This is a genomic window from Halobacillus sp. B23F22_1 (assembly GCF_043497005.1).
In the GTDB taxonomy this organism is placed as follows: Bacteria; Bacillota; Bacilli; order Bacillales; family Halobacillaceae; genus Halobacillus_A.
In genome coordinates this window covers 1,218,447-1,243,984 of sequence record NZ_JBIEKE010000001.1, presented here as the reverse complement: position 1 = coordinate 1,243,984, position 25,538 = coordinate 1,218,447, and the positions used below count along the sequence as shown (strand labels likewise).

Here is a 25,538-nt window from a genome sequence, read left to right as displayed (position 1 = left end):
CTATAATTAATTATAATTACTAATTCAAAACTTTCGCTTTCTTACAATTAACCTATTAAACTAATTGAAGGTGGTGAATTTAAATGAAAATAGAAATTTGGTCTGATTTTGTCTGTCCTTTTTGCTATATTGGTAAGCGGCGTTTAGAGAAAGCTCTCGAAAATTTATCTTTTCACACAGAGATAGTAATTGATTATAAGAGTTTTGAACTTGATCCTGAAGCGCCTATGAATACTGGACTTACGATTGAAGAAAAACTAGCTTATAAGTATGGAAAAAGCATAGAAGAAGCAAAAAAAATGACAGAAAATATGTCCCAGCAAGCCATGGAATCAGGATTAGATTTCCAATTAAGTAACATGATTCCAACTAATACCTTTAAAGCTCACATGGTAGCAAAGCTTGCAGAAAAACGCGGACTAAAACATGAAATCACAGAGAAATTGTTCCAGTCCGTCTTTACACATGGGAAAGATATTGGAGATGATAAGACTCTTTTAGGAATTGCAGGCGAAGTAGGCCTGGACATTCGCGAAGTTCAAGAAGCATTAACAAAAAACACTTACGCTGAAGCAGTTCGTCAGGAAGAATCAGAAGCTTTTGAAATTGGTGTGCAAGGTGTCCCTTTTTTCGTCATTAATCGAAAATATGCTATATCTGGAGCTCAGCCGCCAGAAATGTTTGAAAAAAGCATGAAAAAAGTTATAGAAGAAGAACATCCTTCTTAAGCTGAAATCCAACACAACAAACAGTCCGGGATATAATCGAACTCACATAAACGCAGAGCACGAGCGACAACTTACACAAATTCCTCTGGGAACAGTGCAGGTAATAGAATCCCACAGATTAGCACTCTTTGCTATCTGAGGAGCCTGCTCAAAAAGTATTTTCACGGAGCAGCATATATTCTCATTCCTATAAATAATCCGAACTGATTTCCATAGAATCGTTCGGATTATTTTATGCTTTATTCGGTTTTATCCGAGCTTTAAAGTTATTTTTTTATTATCTTACCTGTATAGGGCTCCAGTTCTTCACCATCATATAGTTGTAAACTACCGCTATGATTCATAACAAAAATATAACTTTCCTTTTCTACCAACCTTTCATATACCTCTACGTTTTCAGGTGTTTCAATAAAAGTTATGCCATGAGAAGAAAGGATATTTTTTGCGATGCGGTCGAGTGGTTCTTCATTTAACCCGCCACCGATATAGTAAACCATCCCTTTTCCTACATTATTTTGTGTAACTGCAGCATATTGATTATAAAAATTATCACTATACTCATATAAAACGTCCGCCTCTTCTGCTACAAGTAGATCCCGCCAAACTGAAATTTCACCATACGTGTGAGCGAATTCTCCTTTTCCTGTTAATTTTAATTTATGGGCCCCTGTTAATGATTCGATTTCTTCTACACGAGCCCCGACCATTTCCCGAACAGGTCCCGGTAATATCTCACCTAAGCGCAAGTTATTATCTCGATCTTTTAATCCAGTACGATATGAAAAGAGGACCGTACCGCCTGTTTCAGCAAATTGCTCAAGTTTTTGAGAAAGATGACGATCAACGACTTGCATAACAGGAACCACCACTACCCTGTAATTAGACAAGTCTCGGTTGGTAGGAATAACGTCAATAGGAGTGTTTAATTTATAAAATGGACGGTACAAACGAAGTAACTCTTCATTAAAATCAAATCCCTTGCTTTGCACTTGCCCCTTCCAGGACCAAATATTATCGTAATCATAAAGGACTGCAACATCAGCCTTAATTGGAGATTGCAGAACGTGGTCGTTTTCTTTTATCTCCTCAAATAAGGATTGGACTTCTTTATATTTTCGACCGTATTGATTATCATGATCTACTACTCCGTAGCAAAATTGTTCTGCCCCTTTCGTCATACCGCGCCATCGAAAATAGAGCATATCCGAGCACCCATGCGCAAAAGCCTGGTAAGACCACATTTTTGCTTGGTTGGGTCTTGGCAGGTAACCAATGACATCATGTCCTTGAGCTCCCATAAGCTCTTCAACGATCCAATAATTCTTGTTCAGCAGCCCGCGGTTAAAATCATGCGTCATTGCAATGGAAGCTGGCTCAATTGGCTGTTCCAAACCTCCCCAGACTGGATAGTTGTCGTAAGAAACGAAGTCCATCTTTTTGACATTTTCTTCGTGGTCAAAAGATTTATCAAAGAAACCTCCGGAGACATTCGTTGTGACCGTCTGATGCTCCCCTTTTACTTTACGAACGATTCCTGTCATTTCGTGTGTAAAAGAATTAATAGAGTTAGACCTAAAACGAGCCCAGTCCAGTTTTAAGGATGGATTATGAGTGGTTATAGTCTGCTTCGGTACAGGGATTTCATTAAAATTATTGTACGTCTGACCCCAAAAAATTGTCCCCCACGTTTCATTTAACGTATCAATCGATTGATATTTATTCTTCAAATACCTATGAAATTGTTCATGGCATTTTTCGCAATAGCACTGGTCACTGCCTTCATGTCCTAATTCATTATCAATCTGCCAGGAAATGATAGCTGGTTCATCGGCATAGTGCTCAGTTAACCGCTTTGTAATCATTGCAGCATATTTACGATACAATTCAGAATTAAAGCAATACTGACGTCTTCCTCCAAAAACACGGACTTGGCCGTCTTCATTTTCAGAAAGTATGGATGGATACTTGTGGGCGAGCCAAGCCGGAAATGTAGCTGTGGGTGTGCCGAACATGATCTTTATACCTTGTTCTTTTAAAGCGCTAATTACCGAGTCAAAGTAAGAAAAATCAAACATGCCTTCTTCAGGCTCCATGAGATGCCAAGCAAATTCACCCATTCTTACAATATTTGCTCCGAGGTCTTTTATCCCTTTAATATCTTCTTTAATCATTTCGTCAGGCCAGTGTTCTGGATAATAATCTACTCCAAGGTAGGGCATTTATATTCCTCCAATCTTTAACTAACGGTTCAACCGATTAAGTATTTTTTCAACCTATAATTGATAGATGAAACGCCTAAAAGCCTGCGCACCCTCATCATCTCTCTTAAATACGCCCGCATGCTCGAGGACAGTAGAAAACGTACGGCCAATTTCATCATTTAATTGTTCTCTTATATCCTGAAGGGATGAAGGTAGGTAATGATCTGCAACCGCTTTAGCCCACTCGGCATGTTTTGAAGTACGTTCGTCCTTTTGCACTTTCTCCCAATCTTCGTTGGCAAGATAAGATGCAAGGATATCCATTTCCTCCTTAAGACGTCCTGGTAACACAGCTAATCCCATCACTTCTATAAGTCCAATATTTTCTTTCTTTATATGATGGACTTCTTCATGAGGATGAAAGATACCATATGGATGTTCTTCACTCGTGCGGTTATTTCTTAAGACAAGATCTAACTCAAATTTTCCATTTCTAAATCGTGCAATTGGTGTAATCGTATTATGAGGTGTACCATCAGTAGCTTCCATTACTCCTACACTCTCATCTCGGTATTTTCTCCATGAGTCTAAGGTACGGCTGGCTAAATCAACAAGCTGTTGCTTATTCTTTCCTCGTAATCGTAGAACAGACATAGGCCACTTTACAATTCCTGCTTCTACATCCTTAAAGCCTTCCACTTTAAAAATTTCTTCCATTGGAGCCTTTGCCATGGGGAATTCGTGATTTCCTCCCTGGAAATGATCATGGCTCAAAATAGATCCTCCTACAATTGGCAAGTCCGCATTTGAACCTACAAAATAGTGAGGATACTGCTCGGTAAATTCCAAGAGGCGTTGGAACCCATCTTTGGAAATTCTCATTGGGCGGTGATCTCTTGAAAAAACAATCGCGTGTTCTTTATAATATACATAAGGTGAGAATTGTAAAAACCAATTTTCTTCAGTAAGTTTTACAGGAATTATTCTATGGTTATCTCGAGCTGGGTGATCTAATCTTCCAGCATAACCAACATTTTCTTTGCAGAGCAAACAAGAAGGATAATTGCTTGTTTGATTGGATTTCGCGGCGGCGATCGCTTTAGGGTCTTTTTCCGGCTTTGACAAATTAATGGTGATCTCTAGATTTCCATACTCTGTCTCACTATACCAGTGTAGATTTTGTGCAATTCGATCCGTTCGAATATAATGAATATCTTTTGATAATTGATAATAATGCTCTGTAGCTTTTTCCGGCCCTCTCTTTTCATAAGTTTGATAAAAACTCTTTATCACTTCTGATGGTCCAGGGGTTAAAACATCCATAATTTTTGCATCCAATAAATCTCTTTCAGTCACCGAACCTTCATCGATTATTCCAGATGCTGCAGCATACTCCAACATCTTCTCTAAGATGGGTACTGGCGAATTTATAGTTTCACTGTAACTCTTGCTCCGCATTTCTCCTTTAAGAGAAAACAACTTGAAATAAGAATTTCGAACATAGTCTACATCCCAAACTGAGATTAATCCTTTTTGCAGTCCATAAGATACAAGCCGATCAATCTCCTGATAAATTGTTTCCATTTGCACCACTCCCTACTTTTTGTATCCTTGAGGATGATCTTGAAACCAATCCCACGCATGGGCAATCATCGTTTCAATATCTGCAAATTGCGGAGCCCACCCCAGTTCTTCCACTGCCTTGGCAGAAGAAGCCACTAATTGAGCAGGATCTCCTGAGCGACGTGGCGCAACTTCTGCAGGAATTGCATGGTTTGTCACTTTTCTGGCCGCTTCAATCATTTCTTGAACGGTGAATCCTTGACCATTCCCCAGATTATAAGTAGAACTTTGACCTGTATTTTTTAATTTTCGTATAGCTAATAAATGAGCATCGACTAAATCGCTGACATGAATATAATCACGGATGCACGTGCCATCTTTCGTATCATAATCATTTCCAAAAATAAAAATCTTGTCGCGCTTTCTTAATGGGACTTGTAATATTAAAGGAATAAGATGGGTTTCGGGACGATGATCTTCACCTACTCTCCCTTCTGGATCTGCTCCTGCTACGTTAAAATATCGTAATACTACATACTTTATATCATAAGCTTTATCCGCCCACTTCAACATTTTCTCAATAGCTAATTTCGTTTCCCCATATGGATTAGTCGGCGCCATTTTATCATCTTCTTGGATTGGAACTTGGTCCGGCTCTCCATATGTGGCTGCTGTTGAGGAAAAGACTATATGTTTTATGTTAAATTCATTCATAACCTTTAAAAGCGATATTGCTCCACTGACATTGTTGTCGTAATACTTTAGAGGATGCTCTACACTTTCACCTACAAGGGAATCGGCGGCAAAATGAATGACTGAATCAATCGATTCGTTATCAAATACTTCCCGTAGAAAAGACTCATCACGTAAATCCCCTTCATAAAAAGCCGCCCCTTTTAAAACCGCATCTCTATGACCTGATTGCAAATTATCGACGACTACAACTTCTTCTTGCTGATCCAGAAGCTTTGCTACAGCGTGACTCCCTATAAATCCAGCTCCACCGCATACAAGTATACTCATATTATCCTTTCCTTTCTCCTAAAGGCTTGGCTCCGTCGCCCACTTCTACAACATAAAATTCCGCTTCTAACCCTGTCTTTCTTGTGTATTCTTTTCCTACTCGCTCTGTAAATCGTTCTACTTTATCTTCAGAAATAATACTTATTGTACAGCCACCGAATCCTGCGCCTGTCATTCGAGAACCTATGGCACCCTCTTTCCAAGCAGCTTCTACGAGTGCATCCAGCTCCTTTCCCGTAACTTCGTAATCATCTCGCAAGGAACGATGTGAATCATTCATTAATTGACCAAAGCCTTCAATATCCCCTTCATTAAGTTTTTCCACAGCCATTAATGTACGATTATTCTCATAAACAGCATGCCGTGCTCGTTTCTTTAAATTGCTATCTTTAATGAGATGAGCATATTTCTCAAAAGTTTTATTTGTTAAATCTCCTAATGTATCTATTTCTAATTCTTGTTTTAAGATCCTTAAAGCTGCTTCACATTCACTGCGACGCTCATTGTATTTGGAACCAGCAAGTCCTCTTCTCTTATTCGTGTTGGCAATTACCAGAATAAGCCCATCCATTTTCAGGGGAGTTTGCGCATACTCTAGTGTTTCACAGTTTAACAATATAGCATGGTCACGTTTCCCTGCAGCGATGGAAAACTGATCCATAATCCCGCAATTCACTCCCACAAATTCATTTTCAGCTCGCTGGGTCAGCTTAATAAGATCTATCATATTAATTTTTATATCGAATAATTCTCTTAACATCACAGCTGTAAGGACTTCTATGGAAGCAGAGGATGATAACCCAGCGCCATTAGGGATGTTTCCGTAGAAAGTCACGTCAAATCCTGCCTTGATTTCATAGCCTTCTTTTTGAAAAATTGCCGTTACTCCTAGCGGATAATTGCTCCACTCCCTCTCTTTAACGTAATGTAGATTCTCCTTATCTACTTCAATTACTCCTAAATCAGGGAAATTCATTGAATAAAGACAAATTTTACGATCTTTTCTTTTTCGAGCTAAAGCATAAGTACCCACACTTAATGCACAAGGAAATACATGACCGCCATTATAATCAGTATGTTCACCGATTAAATTAACTCTACCCGGAGCAAAAAAAGCTTGCGGCTCTTCCCCTTCTTCCATGTATTTATTAAATGCTTGCTTTAATGAATCCAAATCTATCACCTCTTCTTGTTATTTATAAATATGACTATCAGCATAACGGAAGCTGCTCCTTTTCAACCTTAAAATATGCTTTGTTAATTAATTTAATTTACTTAATGTTATCACAATAAACCCGCTCTGTCTTTTCTTTTTCGAATAAATCTAAAAATTCTTCTCTCTAAAAAGGAGATGCGGATTAACTCTTGAGCCATAGCAGATGGTAAGATTCATTTCTTAATTGCAGCATACTAGTATTTCATGGTTCTTTGGAAAATACGACTTGTGGATTTGCTTAGTCATCAGTCTCACTTTTTAAAAAATATCCTTTCTTCTAAAAGATGCTTTATCCCTCGCAAATCACTTATAATGATTAGGAAAAATTCATTTGTTAAGTTAATTAATTAACTGTTGTGATATGATGTGGAAAAGAGTAATAACGTGGAGGAGATCCTATGAACCCAAAGTATACGAGGGGAAGCTTTAAATTAATGAAATCAATTAATCGGGCCATGATCTTAAATATGATTAGAGAAGAAGGGCCTATATCTCGAGCAGATATTGCAAAAAATACTCAGTTAACTCCTCCAACAGTCAGTAACATTGTTAAAGAATTGATTGACACTGAATTCGTTATAGAAACGACGCAAGGTAAATCTAAAGGAGGCCGAAAACCTACCCTCCTTGCAATTAACGCCGATCGTTTTTATATATTAGGGGTAGATGTAGGACGTTATAAATTAAATATAGTAGTCACCAATTTATATGGTGAGATTCAGCACACGTTTGAAGTACCTATTAAAGCACGTCCTAATCAAGATGATATCATTAACACTATGAAGGAAGGAATTCACCAAGTATTTCATCAGGCGGATTTACCCCAAACGAAATTTATTGGCATCGGCATTGGAATGCATGGAATTGTCGATACGGATAATGGAGTTTCATTATTCGCCCCTTCTTTTCAATTGCATAACATTCCAATTAAAGAACATTTAGAAAAAGAATTTAATATGATTGTAAAAGTTGAAAACGATGCTAGAACAATGACATTAGGTGAATCCTGGTTCGGTAACGGAAATGATGCTGACAACATAGTTGGTGTAAACGTTGGACATGGGATCGGTGCTGGTTTGATGATAAAAGGCCAGTTGTTTCACGGTGAAAATAGTCTTGCTGGTGAAATTGGCCACGTAACAATCGACCTATCAGGACCTAAATGTTCATGTGGAAACTACGGCTGCCTTCAAACGCTGGCTGGCGGGCCTGCTATAGCTGAACGTGCTATAAAAGAATTGAAAACAGGAAAAAAATCGCTGGTCAGCGATATCGTGAATGGTCATTTAGAAAAGGTTGATGGAGCTGTTGTGTATGAAGCGGCTAAGCAAGGGGATGAATTTTGTATAGACTTACTTCACCAGACGGGAAGATATTTAGGAATAGGTTTAACGAATTTAATCCACACGTTAAACCCGAAGCTAATTATTATTGGCGGCGGAGTTTCTAAGGCAGAAAAGTTTATAATGAAAGGAATTGAGGAAACAATCGTATCCCGCGGATTAACGGCACACGCTAAGAAAACCCCCATTGTACGAGCTAAATTAGGAGATCATGCTTCTGCGATTGGCGCATGTGTTCTAATTCTAGAAGAGTTTTTCTCTCGGTAATCAGTACAGTCCTGAAGTCATTCCTTTGTAAAGTGAGCTTCAGGACTTTTTACATGCTGTTGACTATTCTTCCTAGTCCGAAGGATTATTTTGGCCTGGAAACCTTTACATATTTTTGAAGATCGAGATAATAAAGAGGAAACAACCCATTTTGTAACGAAAGGGGAATGTTATGAAAAAAATTGGAGTGGTGCTTATGGTTCTCTCGTTCGTCCTTCCCATCCAGGTCCACGCAGGTAATTTTGGAAAAGGTGATGCTTCAGGTACGCCTGGTCAGTGGTATGAAGGCTTATCCCCCTCTTATGTAGATCCTGCAAAATCTCCAGTTGTATTTATCCACGGATTAAACAGCTCTTCTCATACTTGGTGGGAAGACAACGACATGTATCAGATGGCATATGAGAATGGATTTGAAACCGCATTTGTCGACTTATACCCCACTAATAATATGTGGGACAATGGCCGACTTTTAGCTGAAAAGCTGGAAGAGATTTATAATCACTTTGGTGAAAATCTGATTATTATCGGTCATAGTAAAGGCGGAATTGATACCCAATCAGCACTTGTTCACTATGGAACTGACTCATTCGTTGACCGTGTCATCACACTCTCTTCCCCACACCAAGGCTCAGAATTAGCAAACTTAGCTTATAGCAGCTGGGCAGGATGGCTGGCTGACATTATCGGGGGCAAGAATGACGCCACCTACTCTCTTCAAACTGGGTACATGGATTACTTTCGCCAGCAGACAGATCCCCATAATTCTATTCCTATATACACACTTGCAGGGACGAACTGGGGAACATTTGGCTCATCTTTGTACTGGGGCGGTCTTTACCTTAGTAGTTATGGAGCAAATGATGGAGCTGTCACTGTTAAAAGTTCAGCTTTACCTTACAGTACTGAATTACAAGTAGGGAAATGGAATCATTCAGAAATTCGTACAGGCCGTTCAACGTTCAGTTACTTTTCAGACTATTTATATGAAACCACGGAAGACTTTCAAGCGAAAAACGTTTCAGCCTTCAAAACTGAAGACTATCTTTCTGCTGACACTTATTTAAGAGGTGGCCATTACAAAGGAAAAACCATCGAAACATTTTCTGTTGAGGAAAACGCTGAAGAGATAACCATAAATTGGATTAGCGACCAGAAAGATTCCACTTTTACACTTACTGATCCAGAAGGAGACAAATGGTCTTCTTTCGATACCAAACCAGATGAGACAATCGTTTTTGAAGGCAGTTTTCATCATACATTAACAGTGGACCGGCCATCCGCCGGTAAATGGAAACTAGAGGCTTATTCCCCGGAGGAACATTACTTGTTAACCGTTCAGTTTGATAGTTTGTTAAATGGAGCTTTCAACCTTGAAATAGGTCGTGACCTAGAAGTCTCTTTTTCTAAAAAACCCCCTGTTCAAGCCATGGATCGAAAAAATGTAAAAAGTGTAATTAATCTCGAATATTACAAGAACGGTAAACAGAAATCCAGAAAAGTTAAATGGGATGATTTAGACGGCACCTCGTCACAGAAACTTGCTAACCTTGGGGAAGGGGTATATAACCTCACCATTGATCTAGAAGGAAAAACGCCGCGAAATGAAAAATTTAACCGGACGATAGTCACTTCCGTTTATGTAGATGGAAGCGGAAGAGTCATCAAGTAAATTAAAAGAGGTCGGGCACCGGGGACCAGGTACCGAAATTCACACTTGGCACTTCGCTCTATTACAGCTTTTCAATACCTGGTACCCTTATGAGGAAGAACTAACGAATCCACTTGTAAAAGCCTTTAATTATTAAATAAATTATACAAAAGGCGAAAAACCCTAATACACTGTAAGCAGCATCTGCGAATTCCATATTTCCTGCACCTGTGATCCTTTGTTGAATTTCAACAGCAAATACAAAAACAAGCACCATAGCAAATGTAAATAAAAACGAAATAGCTGTTATGCTCCATTTAGATAAGGAGTGAAACAATAAATCAACGAAAATCAATCCAACCACTCCTAGAATACCAATCACCCAAAAATGCAATTCTTTATCCGATAAATTTAATCCTAACTCATTAGAAATTTTCCATATCACTTCATGAAATAAATTAACTACTTCAGCTAAAAGTAAAATTACTTCTTTCAAAATAAAACACCTTACCTTCTTTAAAACTAGCTATTATTCTATCACATCTTTACTACCTGAATGATTTTTACAATTTAATCCAACTTAAGTATAATATACTAAAATGAGTTCCGATTTTAAATTAATAGAGGTGGATGAATGGGCAGAAAAGAAAAAAAGAAATCAAAGCGTTCCAAAGGTCGCTGGTGGAAAACATTGCTTCTTATTATTGGATTAGTGCTAGTAACTTTTGCAGGGTTTACGCTTTATCTACTTAATGATGTGCGAAGTACGGTTAACAATGACCTTCACGAAAACTTAGAGTCAATCGACACAGCAGTAACAAAAAAGAAAGTAAAGAACGAGGAACCTTTAAATATTCTGCTTCTTGGAGTAGATGAACGGGAGAATGACCGCGGGCGTTCAGACACGATGATTGTACTCACTCTTGACCCTGAGAACGAAAAAATGCAAATGGTCAGCATTCCAAGAGATACAGAAGCTGAAATTATTGGCGATGGAAGAGTCACACGTATGAATCACGCTTATGCTTATGGAGGAAGTAATATGGTGGTTAATACAGTAGAGAACTTCTTAGATATAGAGATTGACTATTTTACAAGAGTGAATATGAAAGGACTTTCTCAATTAGTTGATGCTGTTAATGGAATTATTGTACAAAACACTCGGTCCTTTCAGTACGATGGCTACCAATTTCCAAAAGGGCAATTGGAACTTTCGGGAGATGAAGCTCTTGCTTACGTACGTATGAGAAAAGAAGACCCTCAAGGTGATATGGGGCGTAATGACCGTCAACGTCAGGTTATTCAAGGAGTTATAAATAGGGGGGGCAGTTTAGATATCGTTAATCAAATGGGGAATGTTATGGAAGTACTAGGCGAGAACGTCAGCACTAATATGAACTTTCAAGACATGAGAAAGCTGGCTACAAAATACAACGGGGCACGTAAAGAAACTCAAACATACCAAATGTCAGGCAGCAGTAAGACAAGCTCTGGAATGTATCTAATCGAAATGTCTGAAGAAGAGATTCAAAAAACTCACAATATGATTGAAAATTTCGGTTCATAATATGAGCAACACCGCTCGCTTTGCGCAAGCGGTGTTTTTGTTGTTTACAGCCGCTTAGATAATGGATAAACTCCCAAGCTTTGAATCACAATGGACAAAATAATTACTGCAAATGTAACGGATAGGATACCTTCTGCTTGGGAACCAGCATCTGCTTGCAGACTTAATAATAAAACAACACTCATGGTTCCTTTGATACCTGCCCAAGAAATGATAGCACTCTTCTTTAAATTCAGGTGTTTTCTAAACGTGGGAGAGAACTGCATGGTTCCCCCTACGACCAAGAAACGAATGATAAATGCAGCTAAAAACAAGAGAACAGCTAAACCCCATACATCTGCAACCAAATGATCAGTAGCCTCAATACCTATTACTAAGAATACGAGAGATAAAACCGTAGGTTCTACAACATCCCAAAAACTAGAAAGTGACTCATAGTAATGATCCGTTTTATTTGTATGGTCAAATTCCCAAGCCAGCATAATTCCAGAGCCGACGGTCGCCAAAACTCCCGAAACACCTACATGTTCTGCCAAATGGAAGGAACCATAAGCCAACACGATACTTAACATGATTTGATATTGTCGATGGTGAGTAATATGCACAGCTTTGCTCACGATCCAACCGAAGACCAACCCAATGACAGCCCCGCCAAGTGAAACGATAAGAAATTCTCCTAAAAAAGGAAAAAACTTAAAACTTTCCCCTTTTACAAACATGGAAGATAGAACAGTAAACCATACTACACTCGTTCCATCATTTATCATAGATTCGCCCTCAACAATGTCCGCTACCTCTTCATCTGTTGAAGATTGTTTTAGGATAGAAACCACTGATACAGGATCAGTAGGCGTTAGGATTGCAGCAATTAGAAGAGCACCTAACAATGTAAATGACGTAAAGATTCCTCCCACTGCATAAGTAAAAAAACCTAATGCAAGAGCTGTAAATATAAGCCCTATTGTGCTTAACATCCCAATCAACCAACCGTATTTTTTAAGTGCCTTCGGAGAATATTGATAAGCAGAAATAAACAATAAAGCCGGTAAAAAATAGTCATAAATTAATTCTTTATTTAATTCTATTGATGAGAAAAAGGGAACAAACGATAGTCCTATACCAAGCAGCAATAAAACGACGGGCACTGGAATATCTTCTTGTTTTTTATCTAAAGTAAAAACGATATAACCTAAAAATAATAATAGTACAACCTGCATAGCTGTCACCTTCAACACCCTCTTCTTATAATATCTCTTCTATGTTACTTACCACGAGTTAAATCGATTCATTCAAAAATGATAGATAAAAAACCCGATCATTTAAAATGATCGGGTCAGTCTATCGAAAAAGCTAATATGTACTTCATAATAAAAAAGCGCCGCTTTCCGCGGGGTGAAAGAAAGTCCCTTTTCCATTATTCAAATTAACCACAAAAGAGACGGTAACAGTAAATTACAAAAGAAAATTCTAATCTGATAGTTCCAGTGAAAAGATGTCAAAGTATTTTGTATGTTTTAAATAAAAAATAAGTGGATAAATAGTGAATATAACAAAGGAGGTAAAATTCATGGGAGTTATTTTATATTTGATTGTTGGAGGACTTATAGGGTGGTTAGCCCAAATCTTAATCGGCAGAGATATGCCGCTTGGTATTATAGGTAATATAATTGCTGGTATAGTAGGCGCTTGGCTTGGTGGCGAATTGCTGGGAAGCTTAGGGCCCAGTTTAGCAGGAATTGCCATTATACCTGCTCTTATCGGGGCGATTATCTTCGTCTTTATTATTAGCCTAATTATGCGAAGTACTCGCAAATAAGCGAATCCCCTCAGAATTATGAGGGGATTTTCTATCTACTAGGTATTCTAATCAATTTCCACCCTCCAACTAAAATGTATAAATCTCATGTTTGAGATATCCATGAAAGGGTATTCAATTAATGCAGCTTATATCCCCTTATGTTTCTACCACCTCCATTCATAATACATATCTGACTAATCTACTTCACTTCTTTTACTCATGAATAAACTATTGAACCGTCCCGGCTGTATTACTGAAATGTACCGCTTTCGTTCCCGCTCAATGTAATTTGTTATCCTGACAAATATTATGAGGAGGTTCATGTATGGCAACGAATAACCGTGCTGTAGCTTACACAGGTAATGAAGACGTAACAGTTAAGGAAATTGATTTTCCAGAGTTGGTATTACGTGATGGCCCGGGTGTTAACCCTAAGAATGTAGGACGGAAATGTGAACACGGTGTAATCTTAAAGGTAGTTTCTACTAATATTTGCGGCAGCGACCAACACATGGTTCGCGGACGGACTACTGCCCCTGAAGGATTAATTCTTGGCCATGAAATTACAGGAGAAGTCATAGAAACCGGCAGAGACGTTGAGTTTGTTAAAAAGGGAGACCTTGTATCTGTACCTTTTAATATCGCCTGTGGACGCTGTGTAAACTGTATTGAAGGGAAAACTCACATTTGTCTAAATGTAAACCCCGATCGTCCAGGCTCTGCATATGGATATGTAGACATGGGAGGCTGGGTAGGAGGTCAGGCAGAATATGTTATGGTCCCTTATGCTGACTTCCAGGTTCTTAAATTCCCGGATAAAGACGAAGCTATGGAAAAAATTCTTGATTTAACGATGCTTTCCGATATTTTTCCGACAGGTTTTCACGGTGCATACTCTGCAGGAGTAAAAGTAGGATCGACAGTCTATATCGCAGGGGCTGGTCCCGTTGGTCTGGCAGCGGCTCACTCGGCTCAGTTATTAGGAGCTTCAGTCGTGATTGTGGGAGATTTGATTGAAGAACGTCTAGCTCAAGCGGGAAGCTTTGGTTGTGAGACAATCAATGTGAGTAAACACGATAATATCAGCGAACAAATTGAACAAATTTTAGGTCAGCCTGTTGTCGATTGTGCAGTCGATTGTGTGGGTTTTGAAGCTTATGGCCACAGTCACGAAGAAGCACCAGCTAAAGTACTAAACACTGTAATGGATGCAACGAAGGCCGGTGGTGGGCTTGGTATCCCCGGACTTTATGTAACTGAAGATCCAGGTGCTTCAGATGAAGATGCGCGCCGAGGATCATTAAAATTAGATTTCGGACTTGGATGGGCAAAAGCACAGACGTTTGTTACAGGACAAACTCCAGTGATGAAATACCACAGAGGGTTAATGCATTCCATACTGCAAGGCAAAGCAGAAATTGCTAAAGCAGTTAACGCTACGGTGATTGGTCTAGAAGATGCCCCACGTGGTTACCGTGAGTTTGACCAGGGCGCCGCTAAAAAGTTTGTTCTCGATCCACATGGCCTCATTAAAACATAAATAAAAAGAGCCGGCATTTGACGCTGGCTCTTTTTTTAATAGATTTATTTAGGATAAAAATTTCCCCTTAAAATAGTCCTTTAACTCATCATAACGCTTTGAAAGACTATTTGGACTGACGTTATACTTTTCTGCTATGGCTCTCTTTGAAGTCTCGGTTTCTCTCCAAAAATAAGAACTGGATTTATAACAGTATTCTAGACTTGCAGCAAACACTTCTGACTTGCGGATAACAGGTGATTTATCATTGCAAAACATAATCCACATGTCTTTTAACAATTGATAGTTTCCTTCTTCTTTGAATTCCTGTTCCAAATATTGTTCAATTAAATCTAGTACCTCTCGTTCAGCGGGTTTCCCTTTCCAAATCGTTTCTAATTCTTTTTCATCATCTTCATCAAAATAAATCCACTGTGGCAACTGATATAAAAAAGAGGCGTGGAAATATTCTTGTAAGGTCTCCTCCTCAGCCTGTTCTTCAAAATCTTGCTCCAGTCTCATACGTATTGCTTGATAGGCCCTTTCTTCCACTGGAACGGCCATCGGAGCAAATTTAAAAATAGGGCCATAGTTCAATAGAATCCCTGTGTAATAGGGGGCTATGGGGAAATCTTTAACCTTTAAAGGAATACGGTCCCGATCTACTTTATAAGTTCCTCCGAACAGTAAATCCTCCACTTCAATAATCGACTCTCCGTCGTAATTTAACATTTTAAAAATGCTGGCTTTAGATTCTTGCCACGTTCTTAAAGATTCTATAACGGACGGTCTTTGAACAGAAGGTTCATTTTCTAGCAAGTATTGTTGAAAAACAGTTCCCTCCCCACTTTGTGAGTCGAACAGCCCCTTATACAGTAATGTTATAAATTGCTCTACCTCTTCCTCATCAGTCGTTGGCTTCTCACGAGGAAAGAGATGAGGGTATTGATCAAACATAAAATCTTGAAATCTTAAGAAATGTTGATCAAGCTCCTCCTCAATAACTTTCGCAGGGAATTCTATCACATTCGACTGACCGTGACACTTCTTGAATTTCTTTCCACTTCCACATGGGCACGGGTCATTTCTCCCCACCTTTGTCATAAACGTACGCTCCTCTCCTTTTTACTCTTATTGTTTAGTATAAACGATTTTAAGGTAAAGAGAAAAAACACTGTTTTTAAAGGGAGACTTAAATATGGAAAATTCAGAAAAAGGAAAGGCACGTCGTATATTCGAAAATTTAAAAGATAGAGCTCAAAAATTAATCAATAATCCAGAAAAAACAAAAGATGTAATTCAGCAGGCAAAAGACAAATCTTTTAAAAATGAAGGGCCTCTTTCCGAAGTATGGCATGAGCTTCAACTAATGTTTAGTATGGTGAGGGATTGGGTGCGAGGAGATTATAGAAGAGCACCAAGAGGCTCTATTATTGCTATTCTCGGTGGAATTCTTTATTTATTAATGCCGCTGGATGCTATACCTGACTTCATACCAGTCGCTGGTTTAATTGATGATGTTTATATTTTGAACTTAGTGATTAAGCAAGTCCGTTCAGATATAGATGATTATAAAGCCTGGCTCTCAAATGATTCAGCTGAATAAAATTAAAAGCAGTCTCAAAGCACGAGCTTTGAGACTGCTTTTTTATGCATAGTAATTGTAAAGGGCTTGTGTACCGCTGTTTTCTTCACCGTTCCTTGCCAATTCCTCATACAGTTCTTTCGCTAATTTCAATCCTGGCAAATCAATACCCATTTTTTCTGCTGACTCTATGGCGATCTTCATATCTTTAATAAAGTGTTTGATAAAGAATCCTGGTGAAAAATCCCGTTTGATTACTCTCGGTGTTAAGTTACTTAGAGACCAGCTTCCAGCTGCACCTCCGCTAATACTCTCTAAAACTATATTAGGATCAAGGCCGGCTCTTTCTGCGTAAACAAGCGCTTCGGTAACCCCTATCATCGTTGAAGCAATAGCAACTTGATTGCACATCTTAGTGAATTGTCCAGCACCAGCCAGCCCCTGCCTTATGTAATTTTGACCGAGCTCTTTAAAAATGGGCAGAACTTGATCCACTGTTTGTTTTTCTCCACCTATCATTATCGATAATTGTCCGTTCTTAGCGCCTATGTCCCCGCCCGAAACTGGAGCATCTATGGCATGGAGTTCTTTTTCATTCGCTTTCTCAGCAATTTTTATAGCCAAATCTGGCGATGAGGTCGTCATATCAATAAGTACCGATCCATTTACAGCGTTCTCCAGCAAACCTTCCGTTCCGAAATAGACCTCCTCCACATCACTTGGATAACCTACCATCGTAATAATAATGTCTGTTTGTTTTGCAAGCTCCTTGACGCTTTCTTGCCATATAGCTCCGTTCTGTAAAAGCTCCTCTGCTTTCGAAGCTGTACGTGTATACGTGTGGACGTCGTACCCAGCTTCCAGTAAGCGGTTTGCCATCCTTTTCCCCATGACACCTGTGCCAATAAATCCTATAGTTGGTTTCAATATTCTCCTCTCCCTTACACATTGTTCCTCATAATATAACATAGAAATAGCTTCTATAGGAGGGGTTCCATCTTAGAAAAAAGCTGTCTCCTTTGAGACAGCTTTTGACTAACTTGGTGTATATTCATTAATTTTATCTCTGGTTTTCTCAATCTCCGACTCAGGAACATTTAAGTAATAAATATCATTAATATACGTGTCTTTTCCTTGCATCTGATACGATTCAATATCATGACGGGCACTTCGATAATTGGTTGCAAGGTTCCTCATATCTTTGAATTTCATATTAGTGGCAGCATTGTTACCGAGCACATCCATCATGTCATCAATGTTGTTGGCTATATTAGCACTAGCCCCTTGATCGATTGTCCCCTGAATAACTTCCCGCTGGCGGTCATTTCGACCTGCATCCCCTTCAGGGTCGCCCTTTCTCATTCTTACATATGCCAAAGCTTCATCACCGTTTAACTCAATATTGCCTTCTTCAAAGTCGTAACCGCCTTGAGAGAAAGCCTGGTCGTTCGATACTTCAATTCCTCCAACAGCATCAACCATTTGAGCTAAACCATCCATATTCATTCGCACATAATAATCCAAATCAATTTCTAAAAATTCTTCCACCGTATTAACTGACATTTCACTTCCGCCATAAGCATACGAATGATTAATTTTATCTGTTGTTCCTTCGCCGGATATTTCAGTACGTGTGTCTCTTGGGATACTGACCATTTGCATACGATTATTAGCAGGGTCAAGTGACAAAACGATCATTGTATCGGCTCGACCTGTATCATTATCTCGCTCATCAACACCGAGCAGTAAAACGTTTATTGGCTCTTCATCTTCTACTTTTTCTTTAGCAGCTTCATCATCAATACCACTAACTTCTTCATGGACATCGTCATCCACCGTTGTTTTTACATTATTATACATGGAATATAAATAAGCAGCTCCACCACCAGCTAATAATAAAACTACTGCTACCGTGGAAAACAGCCATGGTTTTTTCTTTTTTCTACGATGTTTCATACTCCGTGTAGCCATAAGAACATCTCCTTTTCCGACACTTCCTCTTTAAAAGTTTACTTTTAAAAAATTCATCGTTTATTTGTAACATAGAACTTTCACTTTTTCAAAGTTTAAAAATTGAATTTGTCACATTTGATAGAATAATCTATACTTTAGGAAATATAATTCTGAATTTTTACAAAGACATGAGGTGAAATATTGGACTACACACTAACCCATTTAGGGGATCAAGCGGTTGTCATTACTGTAAGTCAGGAAATTAACGAAGAAGCACAAGCAAAAGTGAGTCTCATTTTCCAACTACTGGAAAAACACCAGCCTTCTTGGATGGTTGAATACATCCCTGCATTTACTACAGTTACCATTTTCTATAATCCAGCGGCATTAAAAACAGATGGAATTCTCCCGTATGAACAAGTGAAAAAGAACCTCGAGGAATTATTAACCTTTGTAGAAACAGGAGATACAGTTACACCTAGAACGATTGAAATTCCTGTTTGTTACGGGGGGGAGTTTGGTCCAGACCTGGAGTTCGTAGCTGAACACAATAACCTTACGACAAGAGAGGTCATTGATATTCACAAATCAGGCGATTACTCCGTTTACATGATAGGTTTTGCTCCAGGATTTCCTTTTATTGGGGGAATGTCTGATAAAATTGCGGCTCCCAGAAGAAACTCACCGCGTTTAGAAATTCCTGAACGGACGGTTGGGATTGCCGGTAAACAAACAGGTGTATATCCTATAAAAACACCGGGTGGCTGGCAATTAATTGGACGAACTCCAAAGCGCTTATTCACACCGGACCAAGAGATACCAAGTTTGCTGCGTGCAGGTGATAAAATTATATTTAAAGAAATAAGTAAAAACGAATATCAAAGCTGGGAGGAGTCATCGTCATGATGAAGATCGTTAAAGATGGATTGTTGACCTCCGTCCAGGACCTGGGCCGCACAGGCTATCAAAAATATGGGGTTATAGCGAGTGGAAGCATGGATACTTTTGCTCACCGAATCGCTAATTTACTCGTAGGAAATGAAGAAAACGAAGCCACCTTAGAAGTTACTCTTCTCGGTCCGGTGATTAAATTTGAGGAAGAAGCCCTCATTTCTATTTGCGGAGGAAATTTATCCCCCTCTATTGATGGAGAGAAAATCTCAATGTGGAAGCCTATTTATGTAACTAAGGGAACTACCCTTTCCTTTGGCAAACCGTTAACAGGCTGTCGTTCCTACATTGCTATTGGCGGCGGGATGGATATCCCCCCCGTTATGGAGAGTCGCGCAACTTATATGCGAGCCAATATTGGTGGGTATGAAGGGAGGCCGCTGGAAACTGATGATGTGATTCACTTCAGGAAGGCACGACCGTATCCACGCAAGATTCAGGATGATACACGAAGTTACGTAGAAATGGATTGGTCCATAGCTTCTGATCTTCTTCCCAAATACTCGTCACGACCTCTAATCTCATTAATTAAAGGGCCGCAATATGAGTGGTTTGAAGAAGACAGTCAGCAATCTTTATTTTCATCACCATTTAAAGTATCTTCTCAATCAGATCGGATGGGCTTTCGTATGGAAGGTGAAACTCTATCACTAAAAGAACCTCGTGAACTTATTTCGGAAGCCGTTTCTTTTGGGTCGATTCAAGTTCCAAACGACGGAAACCCTATTATATTGTTAGCTGATCGACAAACGACAGGCGGCTATCCAAAAATAGGCCAAGTCGCGAGTATTGATCTTCCCGTGCTTTGTCAAATGAAACCTGGCGAACATCTCACTTTTAAAGAAATGACTTTAGAAGAAGCTCAAAAAGCGCTGCTTGAGCAGGAACATTCCATTCAATTACTAAAACGTTCGATCTTACTTAAGCAGAAGGAGGAATTAAAATGAGCTATGCAGTAGATATTAATTGTGATATGGGAGAAAGTTTCGGCACATATGTTATGGGACGTGATGAAGAAATTCTAGACTTCGTGACCTCCGCAAATATAGCTTGCGGTTTTCATGCTGGTGATCCAACAACTATGAGAAAAACTGTGAAGATGGCTCTTGAAAAAAATGTAGGAATAGGCGTTCATCCCGGCTTACAAGACTTAGCAGGCTTTGGACGAAGAAATATAAACATCTCTCCTAGAGAAGCTTATGAGCTAGTGGTTTACCAAATTGGAGCACTACATGCATTTGTTAAAGCTGAAGGTACTCAATTACAGCACGTTAAACCTCATGGAGCTCTTTTTAATATGGCTGCTAAAGACGCTGCCCTTTCGGAAGCTATAGCAGAAGCCGTTTATGATGTAAACCCAGAGCTTATTTTATTTGGTTTATCTGGGAGTGAACTTGTAAAAGCCGGTGAAAAAACCGGCTTGAAGACAGCCAATGAAGTTTTTTCAGACCGCACCTATCAAAACGATGGCTCCCTAACTTCCAGATCAGAATCTAATGCTCTTATTACCAATGCTGATGAAGCTATTCAACAGGTTGTCCGAATGGTGAAAGAAAGCAAAGTAAAATCTGTAGACGGGGGGGACATTTCCATTCAAGCAGATACTATTTGTATTCATGGCGACGGGTCTCATGCGCTGGACTTCGCACAAAACATTTCTTCTACTCTAAAAGAATCAGCAATTAAAATTAACAAGATTTCCAATTTACTATAACACCTAAGATAGGAGCTTCTTTATGAAAACCACAAACCGTAGTATATTAGTCGGCGCTGCTTTCTTAATGGCAACCTCGGCGATTGGACCAGGATTTTTAACCCAAACAACCGTTTTCACTGAACAGCTTCTTGCTAGTTTTGGTTTTGTAATTTTAGTATCCATCATTATAGACATTGGGGCACAGATGAACATATGGCGAATCATCGCGGTGAGTGAAAAACGTGCACAAGATATTGCCAATGACGTGCTTCCGGGTTTAGGATATGTACTCGCCGCACTCGTCGTAGCGGGTGGATTAGCATTTAACATTGGGAACATAGCCGGTGCTGGACTAGGTACCAATGTATTGTTTGGTATCTCTCCCCAGCTTGGCGCCGTACTTAGCGGAGTATTAGCCATCGGTATATTCTTAGTAAAAGAAGCCGGACGCTTAATGGACAGATTTACTCAAATGTTAGGTTTTGTAATGATTGCGCTGACGATTTACGTAATGTTTACAGCCCAGCCGCCCGTGGGGGAGGCTGCCGTTAAAAGTTTTGCCCCTGACACGATAGACTTTTTAGCTATTGTTACTTTAGTTGGAGGTACAGTAGGAGGGTATATTACTTTTGCCGGGGGGCACCGGTTGATAGAGGCTGGTTTAAAAGGGAAAGCAGCATTGCCAGAAGTTACGAAAAGTTCCGTCTACGCTATTGGTGTCGCATCAATAATGAGGATTTTCCTATTCCTTGCCGTTTTAGGGGTCTTATCTCAAGGGTTTTCTTTAGATCCTAGCAATCCCCCTGCTTCTGTATTTCAGCTTGCCGCCGGAAATATAGGTTACAAAATCTTTGGTATTGTCTTTTGGGCTGCTGCCATTACATCCGTCGTGGGTGCTGCCTACACTTCTGTATCATTCATTCGCTCTTTCAGTCCAGTATTAGAGAATAACCATCGATACTTAACAATCGGTTTTATAACGGTTTCTACATTAGTTTTCGCTTTTGTAGGAGAACCTGTAAGTATTCTCGTCTTAGTTGGTTCGGTGAATGGTTTAATTTTACCTTTAGCATTAGGTGTGATGCTTGTGGCTGCTCATAAATCTAAGATTGTAGGGACTTATAAACACCCGATTTGGATGACCGTGTTCGGAGCACTTGTTGTCGTAGCTATGGCTTACATGGGCGTATTTACACTTATTGAAGGTATCCCGTCATTATTTGAATAATATAAAAGAAGAGCCATGACTTTAAATTAAAGTCATGGCTCTTACTTTTCTTCAAATATAAACTCCATCGTTTCCTTTTGAGCATCAGCTTCTTCTGTGCTGATAAGACCCTCCTCTACTTTTAACTCAAGCAAATCATAAAGTTCATTTAAATATTGTTCTCTTAACGATTCATCATCTAAAACTTTATATAATTCTTCTTCTGTTGCATTTTGAGGATCTTTGCCAAGAGCTTTTTCCAATTTGTTTGCCAAGTAAGCACTAAACTCCCATTCCCCATCATTTTGAGCTGAATGGTTTTCGTTCGCTTCTTTATTACTGTTGTTTGTAGGTCCTGACTCAACACTATCCGCTGTACACCCGATTAAAAATACAGATCCAAGTATTAATATTGCCCATCCCTTCATCATAAAAACTCGCTCCTTTGTGAGTGATGAGATTTAAGCGAGCAGCATTTAGCACAATCTACGACAATTATTTCCCCGGAAATAGTGGGAATGTGAATACTATAATATACCCTTTTATTAAAAGTTCACAACATGATGTGAAAAGTTATGAACTGAAGTCTTGGATCATTTCATTGGTCTTTTCAACTTCTGATTCAGGTACTTGAAGATAATAAATATCATCTATCGTCGTTCCATCTCCGCTCATTTGATAGGATGAGACATCTTTTCTGGCACCACGATAATTAGTAACTAAATTACGCATGTCTTCAAACTTCATATTAGTCGCTACATTATTACCCAGCACATCCATGATATCCCCGATTTTGTTGACCGCGTTAATGTTTGCTCCGCGGTCTATCACCCCTTGAATAACTTGACGCTGACGCTCGTTCCGCCCAGCGTCACCTTGAGGATCATCGTACCTCATTCTCACCCAAGCTAAAGCTTCTTCCCCATTCAGTTCTATTTCTCCCTCGGGAAAATCTTTTCCTCCATATTCAAATGCAAATTCATTATTAACAGTAATTCCCCCAACGGCATCAACGAGCTGGCCAAGTCCTTCCATATTCATTCGCAAGTAGTAATCAAGCTCAATATCAAGAAAGCTTTCAACGGTGTTCACAGACATTTCGCTTCCACCAAATGCATAAGCGTGATTTATCTTGTCCTCCATATCTCGTCCAACAATTTCGGTTCGTGTGTCACGTGGTATACTCACCATTTGCATCCGTTCATTCGTAGGATCAAGCGTCATTACTATCATTGTATCTGAACGTCCTTTATCATTATCTCTCTCATCAACACCCAGCAGTAATACATTAATTGGGTCTTGGTCATCGACTTTTTTCTTAGTAGCCTCATGGTCAATTCCTGTTACGGTTTCATGGATATCATTATCAACAGTAGTTTTTACATTGTTATAGATGCTGTATAAGTAAGCTGAAATCCCAACACCTATGAGAAGAATAATGGAAAGGGTAATCCAAAGCCATTTTTTCTTCTTTTTACGACTATGTTTATTTCTTCTTTTTTCCATTCGTACACCCCTTCACCTAGATACTATTATTATAAATTAAAATATTAAAAATTGGTATGTATGTATGAAATTTGTTGAATCGTTTAGTTTTTGAGATGTCATAAAGAAACTGGAGATTAAGTGAAACAGAGATGGAAAGAACTAATAAACGCAGATCACAAGCGTAGTCAATATAATAAGACTCATGTGGGAATATTTAACCTGAAGATCCCGCAGAAAAGCGCTTTTTGCTGTCTGATAAACCTTTGGCCGTGACAATGGAAAGCGAGTGTTCTGACGCAGCATTAGTATAAATTCTCTCCAAATATAAATAATCCGAACTGATTAGTGCAAAATCGTTCGGATTATTTTACGCTTATTTAAGTTTTATCTCAGCCATTATTCGATTTATAGAACTTTTGATAAGAATTCACGTGTCCTTGGGTTATCAGGTTCTCCAAAAATTTTCGCTGGCACATTTTCCTCCATAATGATGCCTTCATCCATAAAGATCACTCGATCACCAACTTCACGAGCAAACCCCATTTCGTGGGTCACTACGACCATTGTCATACCTTCCGTCGCCAAATCCTTCATGACAGCCAATACGTCGCCGACCAGCTCTGGATCTAAAGCTGAAGTAGGTTCATCAAACAACATAATTTTGGGATTCATTGCTAACGAACGGGCAATTGCTACACGCTGCTTTTGACCTCCTGAGAGACTGTCTGGATAAACATTAGCTTTATCTGATAGACCCACTTTGGCGAGCAGAGGTTCTGCTTCCTTTTCTGCCTGAGCTTTCTTAATACCTTTAATCTTTTTAGGACCTAATGTAATATTTTCCAGCACCGTCATATGTGGAAATAGATTAAAATGCTGGAATACCATCCCTACTCGTGATCGGACTTCATTTATATCCACTTTGGAATCTGTTAAATTTTCCCCTTCAATAAAAACGTCTCCACTTGTTACTTCTTCTAATAAATTCAGGCAGCGCAGCAGTGTACTTTTTCCTGATCCCGATGGTCCAATGACGCAAACCACTTCCTGGGCATTGACTTCTAGATCAATTCCTTTTAAAACTTCATTATCACCAAATGATTTATGCAGATCTCTTACTCTAATCATTACACATCCAGTCTCCTTTCTACTCTACGTAAATATACCGATGCCGGAACTGTAATCGCTAGATAAAAGAGACAAACCATAGTTAGAGCTTGGAAAGGTGCGAATGTTAGACCATAGTATTGCTGCCCCATATAGGTTAATTCGCCTACGGCTATAACGGAAAATAACGAAGTATCCTTTAAACTAATAACAAATTGGTTACCGAGCGGCGGAATCATTCGTTTAAACGCCTGTGGCCATATAATATAACGCATCGTCTGGCCCCTTGTTAATCCGATTGAACGTCCTGCTTCACTTTGTCCCTTATCAATCGAGTAAACAGCACCACGTACAATCTCTGCTATGTAAGCACCCGCGTTTACTGCAATCGCAATAACAGAAGCAGTAATTTTATCAATATTAAAACCGAGTACATCTGGAAGGCCAAAATAGATAAATAAGATCTGTGCAAGAATAGGGGTACCTCGTAAAGCTTCAACATACACAGTAGCTATTCCATATATTATCTTACTCTTTGAGAGACGTGCTAAGCCAAATATTGCTCCAAGAATAAATCCAAAAAACAATCCTACACCTGTAATTAAAAGTGTATACATGAGACCTTCTAATAAAAAAGGTATCACTCGCATGTAGTGTGATTCCATGAAGACATCCATA

General features: G+C 39.1%; 24 protein-coding genes. 11 read left to right on the top strand and 13 right to left on the bottom strand.

Annotated features, from left to right (window positions below):
• The first annotated feature begins 83 nt into the window (after positions 1-83).
• Entirely contained in the window at positions 84-728 is a 645-nt protein-coding gene (locus ACGTNH_RS06290; RefSeq protein ID WP_394585792.1) for a DsbA family oxidoreductase, read from the top strand.
• 266 nt (positions 729-994) lie between these two features.
• Here the strand turns inward: ACGTNH_RS06290 and ACGTNH_RS06285 are convergent, their stop codons facing one another.
• From ACGTNH_RS06285 to ACGTNH_RS06270, 4 genes are read right to left on the bottom strand one after another with little or no spacing between them, the layout of a single operon-like run.
• Positions 995-2,947, bottom strand: coding sequence for a beta-galactosidase (locus tag ACGTNH_RS06285; RefSeq protein ID WP_394585791.1), 1,953 nt, complete (start codon positions 2,945-2,947; stop codon positions 995-997).
• Positions 2,948-3,001: 54 nt separating this feature from the next.
• Positions 3,002-4,513, bottom strand: coding sequence for a UDP-glucose--hexose-1-phosphate uridylyltransferase (gene galT / locus ACGTNH_RS06280; RefSeq protein WP_394585790.1), 1,512 nt, complete (start codon positions 4,511-4,513; stop codon positions 3,002-3,004).
• A gap of 12 nt (positions 4,514-4,525) precedes the next feature.
• A complete protein-coding gene (gene galE / locus ACGTNH_RS06275; RefSeq protein ID WP_394585789.1) occupies positions 4,526-5,515 on the bottom strand; it encodes a UDP-glucose 4-epimerase GalE in 990 nt (329 codons plus the stop codon).
• Position 5,516: 1 nt separating this feature from the next.
• Positions 5,517-6,695: a galactokinase gene (locus ACGTNH_RS06270; protein WP_394586147.1), complete on the bottom strand. Its 1,179-nt coding sequence runs from the start codon at positions 6,693-6,695 to the stop codon at positions 5,517-5,519.
• A gap of 434 nt (positions 6,696-7,129) precedes the next feature.
• Here ACGTNH_RS06270 and ACGTNH_RS06265 point away from each other — a divergent pair, with 434 nt between their 5' ends.
• Positions 7,130-8,341 carry an ROK family transcriptional regulator gene (locus ACGTNH_RS06265; RefSeq protein WP_394585788.1) on the top strand — a complete coding sequence of 404 codons (1,212 nt, stop codon included), beginning with the start codon at positions 7,130-7,132 and terminating at the stop codon, positions 8,339-8,341.
• 172 nt (positions 8,342-8,513) lie between these two features.
• Positions 8,514-10,010, top strand: coding sequence for an esterase/lipase family protein (locus ACGTNH_RS06260; RefSeq protein WP_394585787.1), 1,497 nt, complete (start codon positions 8,514-8,516; stop codon positions 10,008-10,010).
• Positions 10,011-10,110: 100 nt separating this feature from the next.
• On the opposite strand, the gene ACGTNH_RS06255 is transcribed toward ACGTNH_RS06260, so the two are convergent.
• Positions 10,111-10,485 (bottom strand): hypothetical protein, encoded by a 375-nt coding sequence (locus ACGTNH_RS06255; RefSeq protein WP_394585786.1) that lies wholly within the window; start codon positions 10,483-10,485, stop codon positions 10,111-10,113.
• A gap of 138 nt (positions 10,486-10,623) precedes the next feature.
• Here ACGTNH_RS06255 and ACGTNH_RS06250 point away from each other — a divergent pair, with 138 nt between their 5' ends.
• The gene (locus ACGTNH_RS06250; RefSeq protein WP_394585785.1) at positions 10,624-11,556 is read left to right on the top strand and encodes an LCP family glycopolymer transferase; all 933 of its coding nucleotides are present in this window, start codon (positions 10,624-10,626) and stop codon (positions 11,554-11,556) included.
• Positions 11,557-11,600: 44 nt separating this feature from the next.
• On the opposite strand, the gene ACGTNH_RS06245 is transcribed toward ACGTNH_RS06250, so the two are convergent.
• Entirely contained in the window at positions 11,601-12,773 is a 1,173-nt protein-coding gene (locus ACGTNH_RS06245) for a cation:proton antiporter (protein WP_394586146.1), read from the bottom strand.
• 350 nt (positions 12,774-13,123) lie between these two features.
• Between ACGTNH_RS06245 and ACGTNH_RS06240 the strand changes: the two genes are divergently transcribed.
• Together ACGTNH_RS06240 and fdhA are read left to right on the top strand one after the other, a co-directional pair.
• On the top strand, positions 13,124-13,372 hold the full coding sequence (locus ACGTNH_RS06240) for a GlsB/YeaQ/YmgE family stress response membrane protein (RefSeq protein ID WP_394585784.1): 249 nt from the start codon (positions 13,124-13,126) through the stop codon (positions 13,370-13,372).
• A 307-nt stretch (positions 13,373-13,679) separates the two neighbouring features.
• Complete coding sequence (fdhA, locus tag ACGTNH_RS06235) at positions 13,680-14,894, top strand: formaldehyde dehydrogenase, glutathione-independent (protein ID WP_394585783.1); 1,215 nt, start codon at positions 13,680-13,682, stop codon at positions 14,892-14,894.
• Positions 14,895-14,942: 48 nt separating this feature from the next.
• Here fdhA and ACGTNH_RS06230 read toward each other — a convergent pair whose 3' ends face one another.
• Complete coding sequence (locus ACGTNH_RS06230; RefSeq protein WP_394585782.1) at positions 14,943-15,977, bottom strand: YecA family protein; 1,035 nt, start codon at positions 15,975-15,977, stop codon at positions 14,943-14,945.
• Between the two features lie 94 nt (positions 15,978-16,071).
• On the opposite strand from ACGTNH_RS06230, the gene ACGTNH_RS06225 reads away from it, so the two are divergent.
• Entirely contained in the window at positions 16,072-16,479 is a 408-nt protein-coding gene (locus ACGTNH_RS06225) for a YkvA family protein (RefSeq protein WP_394585781.1), read from the top strand.
• A 42-nt stretch (positions 16,480-16,521) separates the two neighbouring features.
• Here the strand turns inward: ACGTNH_RS06225 and ACGTNH_RS06220 are convergent, their stop codons facing one another.
• Both ACGTNH_RS06220 and ACGTNH_RS06215 read right to left on the bottom strand, forming a co-directional pair.
• On the bottom strand, positions 16,522-17,427 hold the full coding sequence (locus ACGTNH_RS06220) for an NAD(P)-dependent oxidoreductase (protein ID WP_394585780.1): 906 nt from the start codon (positions 17,425-17,427) through the stop codon (positions 16,522-16,524).
• Between the two features lie 66 nt (positions 17,428-17,493).
• A complete protein-coding gene (locus tag ACGTNH_RS06215; RefSeq protein WP_394585779.1) occupies positions 17,494-18,429 on the bottom strand; it encodes an LCP family glycopolymer transferase in 936 nt (311 codons plus the stop codon).
• Between the two features lie 183 nt (positions 18,430-18,612).
• Here ACGTNH_RS06215 and pxpB point away from each other — a divergent pair, with 183 nt between their 5' ends.
• Genes pxpB through ACGTNH_RS06195 form a run of 4 tightly spaced genes read left to right on the top strand, consistent with a single transcriptional unit; the run spans position 18,613 to position 22,286 of the window.
• Positions 18,613-19,317 (top strand): 5-oxoprolinase subunit PxpB, encoded by a 705-nt coding sequence (gene pxpB, locus ACGTNH_RS06210; protein ID WP_394585778.1) that lies wholly within the window; start codon positions 18,613-18,615, stop codon positions 19,315-19,317.
• On the top strand, positions 19,314-20,309 hold the full coding sequence (locus ACGTNH_RS06205) for a 5-oxoprolinase subunit C family protein (protein WP_394585777.1): 996 nt from the start codon (positions 19,314-19,316) through the stop codon (positions 20,307-20,309). The genes pxpB and ACGTNH_RS06205 overlap by 4 nt, the downstream gene beginning before the upstream one ends.
• Positions 20,306-21,076: a LamB/YcsF family protein gene (locus ACGTNH_RS06200; RefSeq protein ID WP_394585776.1), complete on the top strand. Its 771-nt coding sequence runs from the start codon at positions 20,306-20,308 to the stop codon at positions 21,074-21,076. Before ACGTNH_RS06205 ends, ACGTNH_RS06200 begins: the two co-directional genes overlap by 4 nt.
• Before the next feature lie 22 nt (positions 21,077-21,098).
• Positions 21,099-22,286 carry an NRAMP family divalent metal transporter gene (locus ACGTNH_RS06195; RefSeq protein WP_394585775.1) on the top strand — a complete coding sequence of 396 codons (1,188 nt, stop codon included), beginning with the start codon at positions 21,099-21,101 and terminating at the stop codon, positions 22,284-22,286.
• A gap of 41 nt (positions 22,287-22,327) precedes the next feature.
• On the opposite strand, the gene ACGTNH_RS06190 is transcribed toward ACGTNH_RS06195, so the two are convergent.
• The 4 genes from ACGTNH_RS06190 to ACGTNH_RS06175 all read right to left on the bottom strand — a co-directional run bounded on the left by ACGTNH_RS06190 (position 22,328) and on the right by ACGTNH_RS06175 (position 25,537).
• Positions 22,328-22,696 (bottom strand): hypothetical protein, encoded by a 369-nt coding sequence (locus ACGTNH_RS06190; protein WP_394585773.1) that lies wholly within the window; start codon positions 22,694-22,696, stop codon positions 22,328-22,330.
• 142 nt (positions 22,697-22,838) lie between these two features.
• Positions 22,839-23,771, bottom strand: a complete 933-nt coding sequence (locus tag ACGTNH_RS06185; protein WP_394585772.1) for an LCP family glycopolymer transferase — start codon at positions 23,769-23,771, stop codon at positions 22,839-22,841.
• A gap of 387 nt (positions 23,772-24,158) precedes the next feature.
• Positions 24,159-24,881, bottom strand: coding sequence for an amino acid ABC transporter ATP-binding protein (locus ACGTNH_RS06180; protein WP_394585771.1), 723 nt, complete (start codon positions 24,879-24,881; stop codon positions 24,159-24,161).
• On the bottom strand, positions 24,881-25,537 hold the full coding sequence (locus tag ACGTNH_RS06175; RefSeq protein ID WP_394585770.1) for an amino acid ABC transporter permease: 657 nt from the start codon (positions 25,535-25,537) through the stop codon (positions 24,881-24,883). The genes ACGTNH_RS06180 and ACGTNH_RS06175 overlap by 1 nt, the downstream gene beginning before the upstream one ends.
• Between the last annotated feature and the right edge of the window lies 1 nt (position 25,538).